The following is an 18,901-nucleotide window of genomic DNA, read 5'->3' on the forward strand; positions in this document are numbered from 1 at the left end:
AAGCAATCCAGTTCTTGCCGAGTGTGTGGCTCTGGATTGCTGCGTCGCTACGCTCCTCGCAATGACGTGGAGAGTGCGGGGCGCGACTAAACCGCCACGACCTTCTGCTTCTGGTCGCCGAGCTTCTCGATGCCGAGCGTCATGACGTCGCCGACGTTCAGGAATTTCGGCGGCTTCATGCCGAGGCCAACGCCTGGCGGGGTGCCCGTGGTGATGATGTCGCCGGGCTCCAGCGTCATGATCTCTGACAGATAGGACACGATCTTCGGCACGTTGAAGATCATCGTCGTCGTCGAGCCGGTCTGGCAACGTTCGCCATTGACGTCGAGATACATCGAGAGCGCGTGCACGTCGCCGACCTCGTCCGGTGTCACCAGCCAGGGGCCGAGCGGACCGAACGTGTCGTGCGACTTGCCCTTGGTCCACTGGCCGCCGCGCTCTATCTGGAAGAAGCGCTCGGAGACGTCGTTGCACACCGCATAGCCGGCGACATGTTTCAGCGCGTCGGCTTCGGTGATGTATTTGGCGCGGGTGCCGATGATGATGGCGAGCTCGACTTCCCAGTCCAGCTTGGTCGAGCCGCGCGGCTTTTCGACGTCGTCGTTCGGCCCGCACAGGCTGTTGAGCGCCTTCATGAAGACGATCGGCTCCGACGGGATCGGCATGCCGGCTTCCTTGGCGTGGTCGATATAGTTCAGGCCGATGGCGAGAAATTTCGGTTTGCCGCCCACCGGCGATCCCAGTCGCGGCGAGCCTTCGACGGCCGGCAGCGACGCCGGATCGAGCGCGGCGAGCCTGGCGAGGCTGGCGGGAGAGAACGCGTCGTCCGCCAGATCCTTGATCTGCCCAGAGAGGTCGCGGAGCTTTCCCTCCTTGTCGATCAACCCGGGCTTCTCGTGGCCGAACTCGCCGTATCTCACCAGCTTCATGGTTCTCTCCCTTGGATTTTCTGTCCTGTTGTCATGGAACAGGGCGTGGACGAATTCAACCGCTGCCCGTGCGGGCTAGTCCTGCAGCGCGGTGAACCTGAACGCGTCACCGTCGCGTCGGATGTGTCCCGCGCTGAAATGGCCGCCGATCACCAGCGTCTCGGTATCGGCAAAGCGTGAGAACAGGTCGTGCCGCGTTGCAGCATACTGTGCAGCATCGGTGTCGAACCGCGTCGACCAATCGAGATGCTGCATCTGTAGCGGCGTATGAGCGACGTCGCCAAGCAGCAGGGCCTGTTGCCCGTCGGACTGGATCAGCACGCTGAAATGGCCGGGGCTGTGGCCGGGCGTCGGCAGCAGCGTGATCTCGTCGGAGAGTTGCAGGTCGCTCGCGACCAGATCGGCGAGGCCGGCATCGACGATCGGCTGAACCGAGTCGGCGAATACGGCGGCCTGATGGGGGCTGTCGCTGTGTGCCTTCCAATATTTGTATTCGACGTCGCCGAAGATGTATTTCGCATTGGGGAATGTCGGCACCCAGCGGCCGTCGACCAGCCGGGTATTCCAGCCGACATGATCGACATGCAGATGCGTGCACAGAACCATGTCGATGGTGTCCGGCGCAAAGCCGGCCGCGGTCAGGTTGTCGAGATAGGGCGTGTCGAGATCGTTCCAGACCGGGACCGAGCGGCCCTGCTTGTGGTTGCCGAGCCCGGTGTCGACGATGATGCGCGCGCCTGGCGCCTCCAGCACGAGGGAATGCACTGCCATCTTCAGCCCACCCCCGACATCGGCAAAATGCGGGATCATCCAGGGGTGTCTCGTGACGTCGTCCGATTCGACCTGTGGTAGAATAAAGCGGGTGCCGCCAACGCTCTCCAGCTCCATGATCCGGGTGACCTTGACCCGACCGACCTGCCACTGCATGCGATATCCCGCGTTGATTTCATGCAAAATATGCGGGTTTCACCGAAGTCGCGCAATGGATCATCTGACCAGGATTTGCGTTGGTGGTCCGAGACAACAGGAGTCTGCGATGCCCGAACTCACGATTTCATCCGATCAGGTCGCGTTTCTGATCGAGAAGGCCCGGCAATTCGACGTCAAGGACATCGCGTCCGATCCGGATTCCGGCTCGAACGGCACGGACGATGGAATGATCGACGTGCTCGAGGACAATGGCGGCGACCCCGTCCAGAAGGAGATTTACGGCTTCGTTGCCGCGCTCACGGTGGACGAGCAGATCGATCTGGTAGCGCTGATGCGGCTGGGGCGCGGCGACGGCACGATCGAGGAGTGGGACGATTTGCGCAAGGAAGCCGCCGACGGCCGCAACGGCCACACCGCGCGCTATCTCTTGGGCGAGCCGCTGCTCGGGGATTTTCTCGCCGAGGGCATGGACGCCTTCGGCATCGACTGGACCGACGAGCGCACCACGCCCGTGACGTGAGGGGAGGAGACCGGCGACCTCGTCGCCGGTCTCGATATCCCGTTTTTACATCGTGCCGGGGAAGGCGCCGCCGTCGAGCACGATGTTCTGGCCGGTGATGAAGCCGGCCTTGTCGCCGCACAGGAAGGCGCAGGCAACGCCGAATTCTTCCGGCTCGCCGAACCGGCCCGACGGATTCTCATTGGCGCGCTTGGCAAGGATCTCATCGACGGTCAGGCCGGTCGCCTTGACCTGGCCGGCGGCGACGCCCTTGAGGCGGTCGGTCTTGAACGGGCCGGGCAGAAGCCCGTTGATGGTGACGTTCTCGCGCACGGTCTTGCGCGACAGGCCGGCGACGAAGCCGGTGAGGCCCGAGCGCGCGCCGTTTGACAGGCCGAGCACGTCGATCGGCGCCTTCACGGCGGCCGAGGTGATGTTGACGATGCGGCCGAATTTCCGGGCCATCATGCCGTCCACCGTCGCCTTGATCAGTTCGATCGGCGTCAGCATGTTGGCGTCGATCGCCTTCAGCCAGTCGTCGCGGGTCCAGTTGCGGAAATCGCCGGGCGGCGGGCCGCCGGCATTGTTGACGAGGATGTCGATCTGGCCGGCGGCCTTGAGCGCCTGCTCGCGGCCCTCGGGCGTGGTGATGTCGCCGACCACTTCGGTGACCTCGACGTCCGGATAGGTCTGGCGGATATAAGCAGCAGTCTCCGCCAGCGCCTCGGCGCCCCGTGCCGTCAGCGTGACGTGCACGCCCTCCGCCGCCAGCGCGATGGCGCAAGCGCGGCCGAGGCCCTTGCTGGATGCACATACCAGTGCGCGGCGGCCCTTGATTCCCAGATCCACGATGTCACTCCTGAAGGTTTGGCGATGGCGAGGCCGGCCTTATAGCCGGTCCGGCGCATCCTGAGTAGACCCGCAAACGCTTGGCGCGCCGCAGCCATCGCCATGCCGCGCCGCCGGTTTGCGATCCAGATCCTGCGCTGTATCAGTAGGGCAAAGCATCAGGGAGTTTACATGTCCGACATTTTCGACGTCAGCCAGGAAGTCATCCTCATCACCGGGGCTTCGCAGGGGCTGGGGAGGCAGTTCGCCCGCGTGCTGGCCGCGCGCGGCGCCGCCGTGGTGCTAGCCGCGCGGCAGACCGCGAAGCTGAACAGCCTGCAGGACGAGATCGTCGGCAAGGGCGGACGCGCCGTGGCCGTCCAGATGGATGTCACCGACACGGCATCGATCAGTGCTGCCATCGACGCCGCGGAAGCCGCGCTCGGCCCGGTCAGCGTGCTGATCAACAATGCCGGTATCGCCGTGGAAAAGCACGCGCTCGAGCAGACCGAGGCCGACTGGGACGCGGTGATCGGCGCCAATTTGAAGGGCGCCTATTTCACCGCCACTGAGATCGCCCGCCGCATGATCGCGCGAAAGCAGCCCGGCAATATCGTCAACGTCGCCTCGGTGCTCGGCTTCAGCGTGATGAAGCACGTCGCGCCCTATGCGATTTCCAAGGCCGGGATCGTGCAGGCGACCCGCGCGCTGGCGCTGGAACTGGCGGGCAGCCAGATCCGCGTCAATGCGCTGGCGCCGGGCTATATCGACACCGACATCAACCATGATTTCTGGGCCACACCGCCCGGCGAGAAGCTCGCGAAGCGCATCCCGCAGCGCCGCGTCGGCCACGAATCCGATCTCGACGGCGCCATCCTGCTGCTGGCCTCCCAGGCCTCGCGCTATATGACCGGCAGCACCCTGACCGTCGATGGCGGGTTTCTTCTGACCTGATAGAGGCCTTGTAAGCCACTGTTCTCGCTTGATTTTCAATAATAATCCGCAGGATCGTCATAAAACCGAGAAAACATCTCCGAAGCCCCTTTCCAAACCCGCGATGCATTGGTACATACCCCTCGCACCGCAGGCTTTGGCCTCGGTTGTCTTCTCAGGAAGCCTCCGGACTGGGATCGCTCGACGCAGCCGCGTTGATCGAGACTGTTTCGTTCTCCGGTTTCCCGAAGCTTTGGCGCGGGGTGGAGCAGCCCGGTAGCTCGTCAGGCTCATAACCTGAAGGTCATAGGTTCAAATCCTATCCCCGCAACCAAACTTTCCAAAGACTAGCAAAGCCCCGTCTGGCACTCGCCAGCGGGGCTTTTGCTTGTCTCCGCGCATTGTCCGTTTATGGGTCCATTCGGTCGCGTGCTCATCCAGGCGGGTTTCCGGCCAGCGCAGCGTTGCCTCCAAGTCCAACACCGATGCGGGCAAGACAATGGGCTGCGGCCTGATGCAACTCCCATTCGCTGAAGTTCAACGTCTTGATCGTATCCGCATTCAAAATGCTGGCGAGGCCATGCACCACCGACCACACAAACAGCGCATCGAGATTGGCGCTGGACTGTCCGGTCGGTGCGATGGGCAAGACGGTCATTGCTGCCAGTCGCACCTTTAGCAGTGTGAAGGCCCGGCGCGCCTGGGCCATCATCGCCGGATGCTTTTCGGGCTCGGGCATCGGCGTTTCAAACATCAACCGATACTTGGTTGGAAAGCGTCGAGCATAGTCGAAGTAATTTTCGCCAAGCGCGTACATGTCCTGCGCGGCGTTTCCGCTTAACGGGCCAGCCTCGAGGTGCGAAGCGAACTCGTCAAAGCAGCGCGTCAATAGTTCCGCAATGATCGAGTCTTTGCTTTCGAAGTGCTTGTAGGGGGCCTGATATGACACGCCGAGGCGTCTCGATACTTCGCGGAAGCTCAGGGCTTCGACGCCGAGTTCCTCGATGATGCGAAGGGCTTCCGCAAGACAAGCGTCCCTCACATGGCCGCGCGGAATGGCGGGTTTGCCAATGGCGCGGCGTTCATTCTTGTTCATGTCGTCTGAAGTCATTTCTGCAGTGCTGCGTGCTTCCTGACCATGCCCTGCATGATGCCGCTCATGATCCGCGTTCTTGCAAATCGCGGCAGGGTTGCGAGCGAGCCTATCAGGAACTTCGCCAGCAAGCCCGGCCTGACGGTCGTCTTGCGCCCCAGAGACGCGATGGTCTGACGCGCGACGACGCCAGGTTCCTCCGCCTTGCCCATGGCCAGGCCGGATCGCGCCGCGAAGCCAGTCGCAACGGGTGCAGGGGCGGAGGCGATGACATCGACGCCCGCAAGGGCAAGCTCCGGGCGGATGCTCTCCGCAAGGGTCTGAACGAACGCCTTGGTCGCGGCATAGGTGGCGGCGTACGGGACGCCCTGGAAAGCAACAATGGAGCTCATGAGGATGATGCCGCCTTGCCCGCGCCGCACAAAGCGTCGCGCCATCGTGTGGGTCATGGAGAGGACGGCGCTGCAATTGACCTCCAGCATGTCGATTTCGCTCGCGAGCGGAAGGTCGACAAACAGGCCTGCCGTTCCAAAGCTGGCGCAAGCCGCGAGCAGGCCGATGTCGAACGGCTCCGTTTCGACAAGCAAGGCTTCTACGGCTGCGCGCTCGCCGAGATCGGTCGCGATAACGCGACAGTCTATCTTGTGCTTGCCTTCCAGCTCGACGGCGAGGGACGTCAAACGATCTTCCCGCCGCGCAACCAGGACAAGATTAAGCCCGCGTCGCGCGAGTTCCCGCGCCATTTCCTGGCCAATACCATCAGAAGCGCCGGTCACGAGCGCCCACGGACCAAACCTATCGCGCCACATCGCTCCTGAGCTGTGTTCAGTCGCCATCCGAAGCCTACTGCAAGAAGTTGACGCCATCAACTTAGTTGCGTAAGTTGATGGCGTCAACTTTTGGCTTTGAGTCTATTCGTGGTGATGAGCCTTTCTGCTGAGCCTGTGCAGCCGTGTGGAAAGCGCGGCGAGTGAGGCTCGGAGGAAGCGCGAACCTGTTGTTTCGCGTCGGCGGGCATTGCGCATCGTCACATCGTTTTGGATCTTGCTATGAGCAACGCTGCGCGGCCCTTTGGAAACACCATCACCTTGCTGCGCTTGCCCGGTAGCTGGCCGGAAATGATCTATTGGGGCGTTGCTGCGGCAATGACCGTCGGGTTCATCGTGACCGCTGTCCTGATGGCGTTGGATACGCGAACTATCAATGGGTATGATTCAGTCTGGCTGAAGCCGTTCAAATTCGAGATTTCGCTGGCGATCCACGCCGCCAGCCTCGCTCTGGTGATACGCTGTTTAAGTCCGTCATTCCGGCAAGGGAACGGAATGCTGATTGTCGCGATGGCCTTTCTGGCAGCCTGCACCGTTGAAATGGGCTGGATAATTCTGCAAGCAGCCCGGGCGCAACAGTCACATTTCAATCTGACAACGCCATTCAACAGCTTCATGTACTCGGTGATGGCGTTCATGGCGGTCATCATTGTCAGCGCTGCGGGCGCGATCGGTCTCGCTGTCCTCGCCGATGGCCAGGCCTTGGCCTCACCGCCTCTGAAGGCTGCCATCATTGTCGGGCTTGTCGGTGGAACAGTCCTGACCTTGATGACAGCCTTCACCATCGGTGGACGGCTGAGCCCCTATGTCGGGGGTGTCCCCGCGCCGGACGCCCGCATGATGCTCACAGGCTGGTCGCGGATGGCTGGCGACCTTCGGGTTTCACACTTCCTTGCAACCCATATGATTCAGGTGCTGCCTTTGTTTGCCCTTGCGATCGAGCGCTTCGCCCCAGGTCGCGTGGCGCTTGTCCTGGTGCTGGCTTTTGCTGCCGGATGGACTTCGCTGACATGGCTGGAATTTCGAGGTGCCTTGAAGGGCGAGCCATCGTTCTTCGCGCAATCGCTGCGCTAGGTTTTCTGGAGCAGTCTCAAAATCTGCTTTTCCAGAGCTGCGGCACGCAATTGTTGTCCGGCCCGCGGAGTAACAAGAATCCTGAATGAGATCATCATGTTACGAAAGGTGTTGCGTTTGCGAACAGCGCCGCATACAAGCCGCTCACGTTTTGGCGCGGGGTGGAGCAGCCCGGTAGCTCGTCAGGCTCATAACCTGAAGGTCATAGGTTCAAATCCTATCCCCGCAACCAAACATCTCTTCCAATCGACGAATATCGAAACAGCCGCCCATCGGGGCGGCTTTTCGTTGCGCGGTACGCGGACGGTCATCCGCGTTACGCGGCGTCCGCACCCGCCAGCACGTCGCGGCGGTCGCTGACGGCGAAGTGGAACTGTTCGAGCACCAGCCCGAACGCCAGCAGGGCGGCTTCCTCGATTGCGCCGTCCTCGAAGCAGTCCAGCGTTTCGCGCAATACCTCATCGACTTCGTTCTGCATCGTCCGCAATTGCTCGGCGCTGACAGCCTGGCGTGCGGCGCCGATCATTTCCAGCACCCGGTCGCGCGAGGCGAGGTAATTGTTGCGCTCGTGCCGCTTCAAATAGCTGCGCAGCCAGGCACCGGCGGAGCCGAGGCCCGACAGCAGCAACAGCCCCGCCCACAAGAAGTCGCTGTAGCGTTCCAGGAAGGTGCGATCGGTGCCGTCGATATAGGCCGCGGCGCCGCGGTGCGCTGGGATCGCGGCGTCCTTGTCCGTATCGGGCTTTTCCAGCGTCGCCACGCCGGGCAGTTCACGCAGCAGATTGGGGCGCGCCACGAACAACTGGCGGGTCAGCGCCGTGACAGTGGACTCGTTGAGCGATTTCGGGGCGACGATGAGATGGCCGACGGCGATGGTGTCGATCTTGTCGTCCGGCCGTGCCGGCGAGGAACTGAACGTGCTGCCGGGAATTTCCGCGGATTCAAAGGTCGGATGCTTCTGCGCGATCGAGTCCGACACGTCGATACCGAGGAAGTGCGGCTCGCCGCGTAGCTTGGCGGTGACAGCGATGGCTTCGGTCGTAATTCTGCTGCTGAGCGTGCCGACCGCCATAAAGACGTCGTTCTTGCGCTCGCGCGCCATCTGGTCGATTTCGCCGATACCATATTGCACCAGCTCGATTTTGTCGGAGGCAATGCCTGCCTCGGCCAGCACCAGTTTCAACAGCGCGGGATTGGCCGGCGACTTGCCGATGATCGCGACGCGATGTCCCGGCAAATTCTCCAGTTTCTTGATGACGTTTACGGGTTTCTTCGACTTGCCGTCTTCCGCGCGGGGCACGGACCACAGCACCACGAAATTCTTGCGCAGGATCGCGACAGCCTGGGTGTCGGCGGGCATCGGAAGGTCGCCGCGGGCCACGGCCAGGTCGGCCTTGTGGTCGCGCAACAGGGCCAGGCTGGCCGTGGGACCGTCGGTCGGCGTCAGCGTCAGCCGAACATGGTCGCGGTCGCGCGCGAAGGTCTGCACGACGCTCTGCATGAAGCGGACGTCGTCGCTGCCGGCGGGGCCAACCGCGATCCGCAGGGTCTCCGGCCGCGTGATCAGATAGGCCGCGGTTCCGGCCAGCCCGATCAGCAGCAGCGCACTGGCTGCGACGAACAAAGCGAAGGTTCGCGCAGCCCGGCGCCGCCCGCGCGCACGCTGCGACGGCATCTCGAACGGTTTGGTCGGCTTAACGGAGGCATCCATGCGCAACCTTATCCGGTTCGGTGCGCGTTGAGTATGCCCTCGCGCATCGGCCGAGGTCCAGGGATGACGCCAGCCCCGCGCTGTGGCTAGGATGCGCGGGGCGCCATTCCGGCGCGCCCGATCGGGACGGCGCATCCATGAGCAGCGGCGAGGATTTCTACGGCCGCATTCCGGTATTCCGCGGCTTTGCAGACCTGATGGACCCGGCGCTGTATTTACCGTTGCCGGACGACTGGATCATCGGTCTGGCCGATATCGTGCAATCCACCCGCGCCATCGAGCAGCAGCGCTACAAGGCCGTCAACATGGCGGGTGCGGCGGTGATCGCGGCCGTCACCAACGCGCTGGACGGCCGCGAATTCCCGTTCGTGTTCGGCGGCGACGGGGCCAGCTTCGCGGTGGCGCCCGGCGATGTCGGGCGCGCCCACGAGGCGCTGGCGGCGACGGCGCGCTGGGTGCAGGACGATCTCGATCTGATGATGCGGGTGGCCGTGGTGCCGGTGACGGCGGTGCGCGCGCAGGGGCTCGATGTCCGGGTGGCGCGCTTCGGGCCCTCGCCGAACGTCTCCTACGCGATGTTCACCGGTGGCGGGCTCGGCTGGGCCGAGGTGGCGATGAAGCGCGGCGAGTTCGCGGTGCCTATGGCTGCTGTGGGCGCGGTGCCGGACCTATCCGGGCTGTCGTGCCGCTTCGAGGAAATTCCGGCGGCACGCGGACTTATTCTGTCGGTGCTGGTGGTGCCGCGCGTGGGCATCGCCGAAAGCGCGTTCCGGGCAGTGATCGAAGACGTCATTGCGCTGGTGGAGCGCAGCCCCGACGCCGGGCGGCCGGTGCCGGCCGGCGGCCCCATGATTAAATGGCCGCCTGCCGGGCTCGATTTCGAGATCCGCACGCAGCGCGGCTCGTGGCTGATGAATCGCGTCACCGTGCTCGGTCGCACGCTGCTGGCCTATATCGTGATGCGTTATGGCATCAGCGTAGGCGGCTTCGTGCCAAAGACCTATGTCGAGCAACTGGTGGAGAATTCCGACTTCCGCAAATATGACGACGGGTTGCGGATGATCCTGGATTGCACGCCGGATCTGGAGAAAGCGCTGGAGCAGCGGCTGGTCGCGGCGGCTTCCGCCGGCACCGTCCGCTACGGCCTGCACCGCCAGGACGCGGCGATGATGACCTGCTTCACGCCCTCGGCGCTGCGCAGTGACCACGTTCACTTCATCGACGGTGCCCGCGGCGGCTACGCCTCCGCGACAATGGCGCTGAAGGCGATGATGTCGTCGTAGAACGTAGGGTGGGCAAAGCTGCGTTGCGCGGAGCGCGGCGAAGCGTGCCCGCCGCCGCGGCGTGGTGGGCACGGCGCAAGGGCGCCTTTGCCCACCCTACGAAGTTGCGGTGTGGCTTACTTTCCCACCCGGCTCCAGTTTTCGCCGCCGCAGAAGGCGCCGACGCAGCCTTCGACCCTGAGGGTGTCGGAACCGGCCAGCGAAATGTTGCTGGTGTAGGTCTTGCCGTCGTCGGCATTGTAGATCTGGCCCGACCAGCGGCCCGGCGCTGTGGGGCGCATGTCGATGAACAGATGGATGCCGATGATCGAGCGCGTCGCCTTGGCGGGATCGGGGTTCTTGTCGTCGATCGCCGGCTTTCCTGTCTGGGGGTCAAGCTTGTCGCGCAACGAGGCCACCGTCGCGCAGATGGCGCCGCCGCATTTGCTGACGCGCACGCGCGCGTCGCCGGCCTGGGTCTGCCAAAGGCCGGTGGCTTCATTGACAGCCTGAGCTGTGGCCGCAGGGACAGCAAGCAGCGCGCCGAGCAGCGCGAGCGAGAGGGCGGAACGAAAGGCCATATGTTTCTCCATAATGCGGACGCCTGAATAGCAACATATTGGAGTTCTGCAATGCCAGATCAGGAGGCCCTGAAGCTCACGTCGTTTTGAGCGAGGAGATTGAATTTGACCTGGCGTCTCACCACGGCAGGCCGCCGAGGTCGATCTCGCCCGTATGCGGCGCTCGCTTGAGATAGAACACGAACGGTAGCAGCGTGTCGAAGCGCGCGCGCCCGCTGGTCTGTTCCGCGAACACCTCGCCGGTAAACGGTTTCCAGCCCCGGCTGGTGAAGAAACCGCTGAGCTGCGGTTCGCAGAACAACATCGCGAAATCGGTGGCGCGTTCGTCTTTCAAAGTCGCCAAGGCGGCATTGAGCGCGACGCTGGCAAAGCCGCGGCGCCGGAAATCGGGATGCGTCGCGACGCCTCCGATGCCGCCGATACGCACCTTGCGGCCGTCCCAGGTACCCTCGCGGCGGGTGATGCCGACGTGGCAGACCAGTTGCTCGTCGGACTCCACCAGGACCCGAAGGTCGGCCGGAGCCAGCGCGATGTGGCGCCACGACAGTTTTTCGACGACCTCCGGCGGCCACACCGCCTCGAATAACGGCTGCACGCTTGGCCATGACGAATGGCCGGTCAGAATCTCGATCTCGACGCCCATGCGCAACTCACCTCTGCCTGTTTCGCATTGCATATAGGTTCCCAGCGGGATGGTCAGGTCCCGCTTCCGATGGCAATATAAGAAAAATATTCTATCGACGAGGAACGTCATGACAGAGGCCCAACTCAGCACCTATCAGCGCTGGTCGATTCTGGCCGGCGCCGCCGTGTTGCTCAGCCTCGCGATGGGTATGCGGCAGAGTTTCGGTCTGTTCCAGCCCGCGATTCTGCACGACACCGCCATCACCACGGCCGATTTCTCGCTGGCCACCGCCCTGCAGAACGTGATCTGGGGCGTGTCGCAGCCTTTCGTCGGTGCCTTCGCCGATCGCTACGGCAGCCGCTACGTCATGCTGACCGGCGTCTTCATCTATGCCGCGGGCCTGCTGCTGATGATGGCGGCGACCACGGCGCTGGTGTTCACGCTCGGTGCCGGCCTGTGCATCGGTCTGGCGCTGTCCTGCACGGCCTCGAGCATTGCCATGACGGTGTCGTCGCGCAGCGTGTCGGCCGCCAAGCGCAGCGTGACGATGGGCGCGGTGTCGGCGGCGGGCTCGCTCGGCCTGGTGATCGCCTCGCCGCTGGCGCAGACGCTGATCACCACCGCGGGCTGGCAGATGGCGCTGATCGGATTTCTCGGCCTGGTCGCGGTGATGCTGCCGGCCGCCCTGTTTGCCGGGCGATCCGACAAGATCGAGGTGGCAAAATCCAGTGAAGCCGCGCAGACGCTGGGCGCCGCGGTGCAATCGGCGCTCGGCCATTCCGGCTTCGTGGTGATGGCGCTGTCGTTCTTCGTCTGCGGCCTGCAACTCGTCTTCATCACCACGCATCTGCCGAACTATCTGGCGATTTGCGGCCTCGATCCTTCGCTCGGCGCCACCGCGCTGGCGCTGGTCGGAGCCTTCAACGTGATCGGCTCCTATGTATGTGGCTGGCTCGGCGGAAAATATCCTAAGCAAATTCTGCTGGGCGGCATCTACATCATCCGCTCGCTGGCGCTGGCGGCTTATTTCTATTTTCCGGCCTCGGCGGCTTCGACCATGGTGTTCGCCGCGGTGATGGGATCGCTCTGGCTCGGCGTGGTGCCGCTGGTCAACGGGCTGGTCGCGCAGCTATTCGGGTTGCGCTTCATGGCGACCCTGACCGGCATCGCCTTTCTCAGCCATCAGGCCGGCTCCTTCATCGGCGCCTGGGGCGGCGGCGTGATCTATGCGCAGCTCGGCAGCTATGACCGGGCGTGGCAGGCCGCGGTGGTGGTCGGCCTGATCGCCGGCTGCTTCCAGATGCTGATGAACGTGCGCCCTCCGGTGCGCCGCGAGACGCTGGATGCGATGCCCAGCGCGGCATAACGCGCGCGCAGGGCCCATGTCCAAGTATAATGGAACCATCTATAATGGTTCCCGTTAGCCTTCGTATCCCATCAATTTTGTGGACGATTCCCAATGACCTTCACGCTTCCCGAACTGCCCTACGCCTATGACGCGCTCGCGCCTTATATGTCGAAGGAAACGCTGGAATTCCATCACGACAAGCACCATCAGGCTTACGTGACCAATGGCAACAACCTGCTCAAGGGCACCGAATTCGAAGGCAAGCCCCTCGAAGAGATCGTCAAGGGTTCGTTCGGCAAGAATGCCCCGCTCTTCAACAATGCTGGCCAGCACTACAATCATCTGCATTTCTGGAGCTGGATGAAGCCGAACGGCGGCGGCGATAAGCTGCCCGGCCGTCTCGAGAAGAAGATCACCGAGGATCTCGGCGGTCTCGAGAAGTTCAAGACCGACTTCGCCGCCGCAGGCGTCGGCCAGTTCGGCTCCGGCTGGGCTTGGCTCTCGGTCAAGAACGGCAAGCTGGAAATCTCCAAGACCGCGAACGGCGAAAGCCCGCTGGTCCACGGCGCGACCCCGATCCTCGGCGTCGACGTCTGGGAGCACTCCTACTACATCGACTACCGCAACCGCCGCCCGGACTATTTGAAGGCGTTCGTGGATTCGCTGGTCAATTGGGACTATGTCGACGAATTGTACGGCAAGACCGGCGCGTAAGCCCGGTTTCGCAGCGAACATCGGGGCGGTAGCGAAAGCTGCCGCCCTTTCGCTTTGCGAGTGTTATGCGACGACGCCGATGGCCTCCCTCCCCCTTGCGGGGAGGGTCGGCCGAACGACGACGGTGCGATAGCATCGTCGGAAGTGGAGGCCGGGATGGGGGTGCCACAAGCGCCGTCGCCCGCGGCACCCCCACCCCCGACCCCTCCCCGCAAGGGGGGGGGAGGAGCCCCCACGCGCTAGATGAGCAAGCGGAAATTGGTTGGTGAGACCATGCTGAATTACGTTCTGGTTTTTGTCGGCGGCGGGCTCGGCTCGACCTTGCGCCACACCGTCAATATGGCCGCCGGCCGCGCCCTCGGCACCGCGTTTCCCTGGGGTACCTTCCTGATCAACATCACCGGCTCGACCATCATGGGGCTGATCGCCGGCTACCTCGCCTTCAAGGGCGAGGCGTCGCAGCCGTGGCGGCTGTTCCTGATGACCGGTATCCTCGGCGGCTACACCACCTTCTCGGCGTTTTCGCTGGATGCCGCGCTGCTGTACGAGCGCGGCGAGACGATGATGGCGCTGCTCTACGTACTGGGCTCGGTGGTGTTGGCAATTGCCGGCCTGTTCGCCGGTCTTGCCCTAGTCCGGCATTTCGCTTGAACGAATGTTGCGACGGGGGATGTTATAATATAACAAATGGGCAGGGCGGCTTTGGTCGCCGGTTCTGTCTGTCCAGGCGTATCGATGGCCCATTCGCATTCCCATACCCACGCGCATTCGCACCAGCATGATCCCCTGACGCCGCATCCGGCGCAGCCGGCGCCATGGTCGATCCTGCGCCTGGCGCTGCCGGCCCGCCTCGGCCTGGCGCTGGCGGTCAGCGCGCTGATGTGGGCAATCGTTTTGATGGCGATGCGCTGATGGCCGCGGAACTGACCTTTTCCGATGTCACGTTGGGCTATGACCGCCACCCGGCGGTGCACCATCTGACCGGTGAAATCGCGGCGGGTGCACTGCTGGCGGTCGTCGGGCCGAACGGCGCCGGCAAATCGACGCTGTTTCGCGGCATTGTCGGCATTCTCAAGCCGCTGGCCGGCAGCATCGGGCTGGGCCAGCTCAACCCGCGCGAGATCGCCTATCTGCCGCAGAGCGTCGATATCGACCGCAGCTTTCCGATCTCGGTATTCGACTTCGTCGGCACCGGCCTGTGGCGCTCGACCGGCCTGTTCGGTGGCCTCGGCAAAAAAGCGCAGCAGCAGATCGGCCAGGCGCTCGGCGCGGTCGGTCTCACCGGCTTCGAGAACCGCACCATCGGGACTTTGTCCGGCGGCCAGACGCAGCGCATGCTGTTCGCCCGCGTGCTGCTGCAGGATGCCCGCGTCATCGTGCTCGACGAGCCATTCAATGCGATCGACGCCAAGACCTCGGCCGACCTGATCGGGCTTGTCAGGCATTGGCACGCCGAACGGCGCACCGTGCTGGCGGCGCTGCACGACATGGATCTGGTGCGCGACAATTTTCCGGAGACGCTGCTGCTGGCGCGCGGCGCAGTGGCGTGGGGGCCGACCGCCCAGGTGTTGACGGCGGAGAACCAGCTCGAAGCGCGCCGCATGTGCGAGGCATTCGATGACGGCGCCTCCGCCTGTGTGGTCGATGCAGCCCGGCCGCGGGCCGCGTGATGATCTATGACACGCTGATCGCGCCCTTCGTCGATTTCGAATTCATGCGTCGCGCGCTGGCCGGCGTGGTGGCGCTGGCGCTCGGCGGCGCGCCGGTCGGCGTATTCCTGATGCTGCGAAGGATGAGCCTCGTCGGCGATGCCATGGCGCATGCGATCCTGCCGGGCGCCGCGATGGGCTTTCTGGTCTCCGGCCTCAATCTGTTTGCAATGACCTTTGGCGGGCTGATTGCCGGCTTCTCGGTGGCGCTGCTGGCGGGCCTCGTCTCGCGCGTGACGGAGATCAAGGAGGACGCCTCGCTGGCGGCGTTCTATCTGGTGTCGCTGGCGCTGGGCGTCACCATCGTCTCGATGAACGGCACCAATATTGATCTGCTGCATGTGCTGTTCGGCAATATTCTCGCGATGGACGACCAGACGCTGCTGGTGATTGCGTTCAACGCCACCATCACGCTGGTGGTGATGGCGGTGATCTATCGCCCGCTGGTCATCGAATGCGTCGACCCGGTGTTTCTGCGCACGGTGAGTCGCGCCGGGGCGCCGGCGCATCTGGCCTTTCTCGCGCTCGTCGTCATCAACCTGGTCAACGGCTTCCACGCGCTCGGCACGCTGCTGGCCGTCGGGCTGATGGTGCTGCCGGCGGGCATCGCGCGGTTCTGGTCGCGCGACATCACCGGCATGATGCTGATCGCGGTGGCGAGCGCGATGCTGTCGGGCTATCTCGGCCTGGTGCTGTCGTTCCAGACCAAGGTGCCGTCCGGCCCGGCAGTGATTCTGGTCGCCGCGGCGCTCTATGTATTCTCGGTGCTGTTCGGCAGCGTCAGCGGACTCGTGCGACAACTGTTCCCCGGCCGGCATCTGGAAGCGTAGGAGCCATCATGCGGCGTCTCGGTATATCGACGATTGTGACTCTGGCGCTTTTTCTCGCGTCGGTTACCGCTCCGTTCGCGCAGCAAAAAATCGATGTCGTCGCCAGTTTCTCGATCCTCGGCGATCTCGTCAAAAACGTCGGTGGCGACCGCGTCAACGTCGCTATCTTGGTCGGTCCCAACGGCGACACGCACGTCTATACGCCGTCGCCGCAGGACGCCAGGAAGATCACCGATGCCAAACTCGTTGTCGTCAACGGGCTGGGTTTTGAAGGCTGGCTGCCGCGACTGGTGAAATCCGCCGGCGGGCAGGCGGTGATCGTTACGGCCTCCGACGGCATCGCCGAGCGCGACATCAACAACAAGGCCGATCCGCATGCCTGGCAGTCCGTGATCAATGTGAAGGGTTATGTCAGCAATATCCGCGAGGCGCTGGTCGCCGTCGATCCTTCGGGCGCCGCGGCGTACCGGGCCAACACAACGGCCTATCTGGCGAAACTCGATACACTCGATGCCGAGGTCCGGTCGGCCGTGGCGGCGATTCCCGTTGCCCGCCGACAGGTCATCTCCAGCCATGACGCATTCGGCTATCTCTCTGACGAGTACGGCATCGCGTTCGTGGCGCCACAGGGCGTTTCGACCGATTCCGAGCCCAGCGCGCAGGATCTGGCGAAGATCATCACCCAGATCAAAACCGCCAAAATCCCCGCGGTGTTCCTCGAAAACATCAGCGACCCCCGCTTGATGCGCCGGATCGCCGCCGACACCGGCGCGAAGATCGGCGGAACGCTGTATTCCGACAGCCTGACCGCGGAAAACGGCGACGCGCCCACTTACATTGATATGGTCAGGCACAATATAAAGGCGCTGACGAGCACGCTGAACTAGGAGCGCGGGGCATCCCTGCCGCCGGCGCGCTGCCGATACCCGGAGAAATCATGTCTGAAACGACCGCCGCCAAAATTCCCGTGACCGTGCTGACCGGCTATCTCGGCGCCGGCAAGACCACGCTCTTGAACCGCATCCTGTCGGAAAACCACGGCAAGAAATACGCCGTCATCGTCAACGAGTTCGGCGAGATCGGCATCGACAATGATCTGATCATCGGCGCCGACGAAGAAGTGTTCGAGATGAACAACGGCTGCGTCTGCTGCACCGTGCGCGGCGACCTGGTGCGCATCCTCGACGGTCTGATGAAGCGCAAGGGCAAGTTCGACGCCATCATCCTGGAGACCACCGGCCTCGCCGATCCCGCCCCCGTCGCGCAGACCTTCTTCGTCGACGAGGACGTGCAACTGCACACCCGCCTCGACGCGGTGGTGACGGTGGCCGATGCCAAATGGCTGAGTGAGCGGCTCAAGGACGCGCCGGAGGCCAAGAACCAGATCGCCTTCGCCGACGTCATCGTGCTCAACAAGATCGATCTGGTGTCGAAGCCCGAGCTCGCCGAAGTCGAGGCCCGCATCCGCGCCATCAACCCCTACGCCAAGCTGCATCGCACCGAGCGCGCGCAGGTCAAGCTGTCCGACGTGCTGGAGCAGGGCGCCTTCGATCTCGACCGCATCCTCGAAATCGAGCCGGAGTTTCTCGAAGCCGGCGACGCGCATGACCATGATCATCATGGCCACGACCATCACCACGGCCACGATCATGGCGGCGTGAAGCACTATCACGACGAGGACATGCAATCGCTGTCGCTGCGCACCGACAAGGCGCTCGACCCGACCACCTTCCTGCCCTGGCTGCAGGGCCTGGTGGCGGCGGAGGGCGGTAAGATGTTGCGCTCCAAAGGCATCGTTTCCTTCGTCAACGATGCCGAGCGATACGTCTTCCAGGGCGTCCACATGATGCTGGAAGGCGACCACCAGCGACCATGGAAGGACGGCGAGAAGCGCGAAAGCCGCCTCGTCTTCATCGGGCGCGACCTGCCCGAGCAGGCGATCCGCGACGGCTTCGCCAACGTGATCCCGGCCTGATGTCCGACTTCGATCCGCTGCAGGAGCAGGCATCCATCGTCTCGGTCACCGACCGCGTGCGCCCGGTCACGATCGACGGCGCAGTCGTCGCCGTGCATTTTCTCGGCGACAAGGCGGCGTTCGTCGGTGCGGAAGAGAATGTCTGGCTGGTCGATGAGCTCGGCCAGCGCGCCGTCGCTGTGCATAATGGTGGCATCCTGTGCACCGCCGCCGACGACCAGCGCCTGCTGATCGGCGGCGACGACGGCAAGCTCGTCGAACTGAACCGCAACGGCGACGTCACGCTGCTCGCGACCGACGCCAAGCGGCGCTGGATTGACAATGTCGCTTTGCATCCCGACGGCGCGGTGGCGTGGTCGGCCGGCAAGACCGCCTTCGTCCGCAGCGCCAAGGGCGAGGTGAAGTCGCTCGACGTGCCCTCCACCGTCGGCGGCGTGGCGTTTGCGCCGAAGGGGCTGCGGCTCGGCATCGCGCATTACAACGGCGTGACGCTGTGGTTTCCCAACATGGCGGCAAAGCCCGAAGTGCTGGAATGGGCGGGGTCGCATCTGGCGGTCACCTTCAGCCCGGACAACAAGTTTCTGGTCACCGCGATGCATGAGCCGGCGCTGCACGGCTGGCGGCTGGCCGACAGCAAGCACATGCGAATGACCGGCTACCCCGCGCGGGTGCGCTCGGTGTCGTGGAGCGCGGGCGGCAAGGGGCTCGCGACCTCCGGCGCCGACAGCGTGATCGTCTGGCCGTTCGCCAGCAAGGACGGCCCGATGGGCAAGGAGCCCGGCATGCTGGCGCCGCTCAAGGCCAAGGTGACGATGGTCGCCTGCCATCCCAAGCAGGATATTCTCGCCTGCGGCTATAGCGACGGCACCATCCTGATGGTGCGGATGACCGACGGCGCCGAGATCCTGGTCCGTGCCAACAAGGGCGAGCCGGTCACCGCGCTGGCCTGGAACGCGAAGGGCACGCTGCTGGCCTTCGCCGACCAGACCGGAGATGCCGGGTTGCTGGAAATCTGAACTGCGAGCATCCGATC

At 63.8% G+C, this 18,901-nt stretch carries 21 protein-coding genes and 2 tRNA genes; 15 read left to right on the forward strand and 8 right to left on the reverse strand.

The window, feature by feature from the left end; all coding sequences use genetic code 11:
* Nucleotides 1-86: 86 nt before the first annotated feature.
* Nucleotides 87-929 (reverse strand): fumarylacetoacetate hydrolase family protein, encoded by an 843-nt coding sequence (locus FNL56_RS04660; RefSeq protein ID WP_143571806.1) that lies wholly within the window; start codon nucleotides 927-929, stop codon nucleotides 87-89.
* A gap of 75 nt (nucleotides 930-1,004) precedes the next feature.
* On the reverse strand, nucleotides 1,005-1,856 hold the full coding sequence (locus FNL56_RS04665; protein WP_143577529.1) for an MBL fold metallo-hydrolase: 852 nt from the start codon (nucleotides 1,854-1,856) through the stop codon (nucleotides 1,005-1,007).
* Between the two features lie 109 nt (nucleotides 1,857-1,965).
* Here FNL56_RS04665 and FNL56_RS04670 point away from each other — a divergent pair, with 109 nt between their 5' ends.
* Nucleotides 1,966-2,379 carry a DUF3775 domain-containing protein gene (locus FNL56_RS04670; RefSeq protein ID WP_143571808.1) on the forward strand — a complete coding sequence of 138 codons (414 nt, stop codon included), beginning with the start codon at nucleotides 1,966-1,968 and terminating at the stop codon, nucleotides 2,377-2,379.
* 45 nt (nucleotides 2,380-2,424) lie between these two features.
* Here FNL56_RS04670 and FNL56_RS04675 read toward each other — a convergent pair whose 3' ends face one another.
* Nucleotides 2,425-3,207 carry an SDR family oxidoreductase gene (locus tag FNL56_RS04675; RefSeq protein ID WP_143571809.1) on the reverse strand — a complete coding sequence of 261 codons (783 nt, stop codon included), beginning with the start codon at nucleotides 3,205-3,207 and terminating at the stop codon, nucleotides 2,425-2,427.
* Nucleotides 3,208-3,378: 171 nt separating this feature from the next.
* Between FNL56_RS04675 and FNL56_RS04680 the strand changes: the two genes are divergently transcribed.
* Nucleotides 3,379-4,140 carry an SDR family oxidoreductase gene (locus FNL56_RS04680; protein ID WP_143571810.1) on the forward strand — a complete coding sequence of 254 codons (762 nt, stop codon included), beginning with the start codon at nucleotides 3,379-3,381 and terminating at the stop codon, nucleotides 4,138-4,140.
* Nucleotides 4,141-4,376: 236 nt separating this feature from the next.
* Nucleotides 4,377-4,453, forward strand: a tRNA-Met gene (locus tag FNL56_RS04685).
* A 99-nt stretch (nucleotides 4,454-4,552) separates the two neighbouring features.
* Here the strand turns inward: FNL56_RS04685 and FNL56_RS04690 are convergent.
* Together FNL56_RS04690 and FNL56_RS04695 are read right to left on the reverse strand one after the other, a co-directional pair.
* Nucleotides 4,553-5,215: a TetR/AcrR family transcriptional regulator gene (locus FNL56_RS04690; protein ID WP_168202855.1), complete on the reverse strand. Its 663-nt coding sequence runs from the start codon at nucleotides 5,213-5,215 to the stop codon at nucleotides 4,553-4,555.
* 11 nt (nucleotides 5,216-5,226) lie between these two features.
* Nucleotides 5,227-6,048: an SDR family NAD(P)-dependent oxidoreductase gene (locus FNL56_RS04695; RefSeq protein ID WP_210245463.1), complete on the reverse strand. Its 822-nt coding sequence runs from the start codon at nucleotides 6,046-6,048 to the stop codon at nucleotides 5,227-5,229.
* A 213-nt stretch (nucleotides 6,049-6,261) separates the two neighbouring features.
* On the opposite strand from FNL56_RS04695, the gene FNL56_RS04700 reads away from it, so the two are divergent.
* Together FNL56_RS04700 and FNL56_RS04705 are read left to right on the forward strand one after the other, a co-directional pair.
* Entirely contained in the window at nucleotides 6,262-7,113 is an 852-nt protein-coding gene (locus FNL56_RS04700; protein ID WP_143571813.1) for a hypothetical protein, read from the forward strand.
* A gap of 155 nt (nucleotides 7,114-7,268) precedes the next feature.
* A tRNA-Met gene (locus tag FNL56_RS04705) sits at nucleotides 7,269-7,345 on the forward strand.
* An 84-nt stretch (nucleotides 7,346-7,429) separates the two neighbouring features.
* Here FNL56_RS04705 and FNL56_RS04710 read toward each other — a convergent pair.
* A complete protein-coding gene (locus FNL56_RS04710) occupies nucleotides 7,430-8,824 on the reverse strand; it encodes a TAXI family TRAP transporter solute-binding subunit (RefSeq protein ID WP_246660858.1) in 1,395 nt (464 codons plus the stop codon).
* Nucleotides 8,825-8,961: 137 nt separating this feature from the next.
* On the opposite strand from FNL56_RS04710, the gene FNL56_RS04715 reads away from it, so the two are divergent.
* Nucleotides 8,962-10,107 (forward strand): DUF3095 domain-containing protein, encoded by a 1,146-nt coding sequence (locus FNL56_RS04715; protein ID WP_143581802.1) that lies wholly within the window; start codon nucleotides 8,962-8,964, stop codon nucleotides 10,105-10,107.
* Nucleotides 10,108-10,223: 116 nt separating this feature from the next.
* Here FNL56_RS04715 and FNL56_RS04720 read toward each other — a convergent pair whose 3' ends face one another.
* Both FNL56_RS04720 and FNL56_RS04725 read right to left on the reverse strand, forming a co-directional pair.
* Nucleotides 10,224-10,667 (reverse strand): DUF2147 domain-containing protein, encoded by a 444-nt coding sequence (locus FNL56_RS04720; RefSeq protein WP_143571815.1) that lies wholly within the window; start codon nucleotides 10,665-10,667, stop codon nucleotides 10,224-10,226.
* Between the two features lie 118 nt (nucleotides 10,668-10,785).
* Nucleotides 10,786-11,310, reverse strand: a complete 525-nt coding sequence (locus FNL56_RS04725) for a GNAT family N-acetyltransferase (RefSeq protein ID WP_143571816.1) — start codon at nucleotides 11,308-11,310, stop codon at nucleotides 10,786-10,788.
* A 109-nt stretch (nucleotides 11,311-11,419) separates the two neighbouring features.
* Between FNL56_RS04725 and FNL56_RS04730 the strand changes: the two genes are divergently transcribed.
* From FNL56_RS04730 to FNL56_RS04765, 9 genes are all read left to right on the forward strand, one after another.
* Complete coding sequence (locus FNL56_RS04730) at nucleotides 11,420-12,658, forward strand: MFS transporter (RefSeq protein WP_143571817.1); 1,239 nt, start codon at nucleotides 11,420-11,422, stop codon at nucleotides 12,656-12,658.
* 93 nt (nucleotides 12,659-12,751) lie between these two features.
* Complete coding sequence (locus FNL56_RS04735; protein ID WP_143571818.1) at nucleotides 12,752-13,354, forward strand: superoxide dismutase; 603 nt, start codon at nucleotides 12,752-12,754, stop codon at nucleotides 13,352-13,354.
* 243 nt (nucleotides 13,355-13,597) lie between these two features.
* Nucleotides 13,598-14,005, forward strand: coding sequence for a fluoride efflux transporter CrcB (gene crcB, locus FNL56_RS04740; RefSeq protein ID WP_246661504.1), 408 nt, complete (start codon nucleotides 13,598-13,600; stop codon nucleotides 14,003-14,005).
* Nucleotides 14,006-14,089: 84 nt separating this feature from the next.
* On the forward strand, nucleotides 14,090-14,266 hold the full coding sequence (locus FNL56_RS27570; RefSeq protein WP_210245464.1) for a hypothetical protein: 177 nt from the start codon (nucleotides 14,090-14,092) through the stop codon (nucleotides 14,264-14,266).
* Nucleotides 14,266-15,024 (forward strand): metal ABC transporter ATP-binding protein, encoded by a 759-nt coding sequence (locus FNL56_RS04745; RefSeq protein WP_143571819.1) that lies wholly within the window; start codon nucleotides 14,266-14,268, stop codon nucleotides 15,022-15,024. Before FNL56_RS27570 ends, FNL56_RS04745 begins: the two co-directional genes overlap by 1 nt.
* On the forward strand, nucleotides 15,024-15,893 hold the full coding sequence (locus FNL56_RS04750; protein WP_143576019.1) for a metal ABC transporter permease: 870 nt from the start codon (nucleotides 15,024-15,026) through the stop codon (nucleotides 15,891-15,893). The genes FNL56_RS04745 and FNL56_RS04750 overlap by 1 nt, the downstream gene beginning before the upstream one ends.
* A gap of 8 nt (nucleotides 15,894-15,901) precedes the next feature.
* Nucleotides 15,902-16,780, forward strand: coding sequence for a metal ABC transporter substrate-binding protein (locus FNL56_RS04755; RefSeq protein ID WP_143581803.1), 879 nt, complete (start codon nucleotides 15,902-15,904; stop codon nucleotides 16,778-16,780).
* A 50-nt stretch (nucleotides 16,781-16,830) separates the two neighbouring features.
* A complete protein-coding gene (locus tag FNL56_RS04760) occupies nucleotides 16,831-17,868 on the forward strand; it encodes a CobW family GTP-binding protein (RefSeq protein WP_143571821.1) in 1,038 nt (345 codons plus the stop codon).
* Complete coding sequence (locus tag FNL56_RS04765) at nucleotides 17,868-18,884, forward strand: WD40 repeat domain-containing protein (RefSeq protein WP_168202857.1); 1,017 nt, start codon at nucleotides 17,868-17,870, stop codon at nucleotides 18,882-18,884. The genes FNL56_RS04760 and FNL56_RS04765 overlap by 1 nt, the downstream gene beginning before the upstream one ends.
* Nucleotides 18,885-18,901 lie beyond the last annotated feature (17 nt).

The organism is Tardiphaga sp. vice304, assembly GCF_007018905.1.
GTDB lineage: Bacteria > Pseudomonadota > Alphaproteobacteria > Rhizobiales > Xanthobacteraceae > Tardiphaga.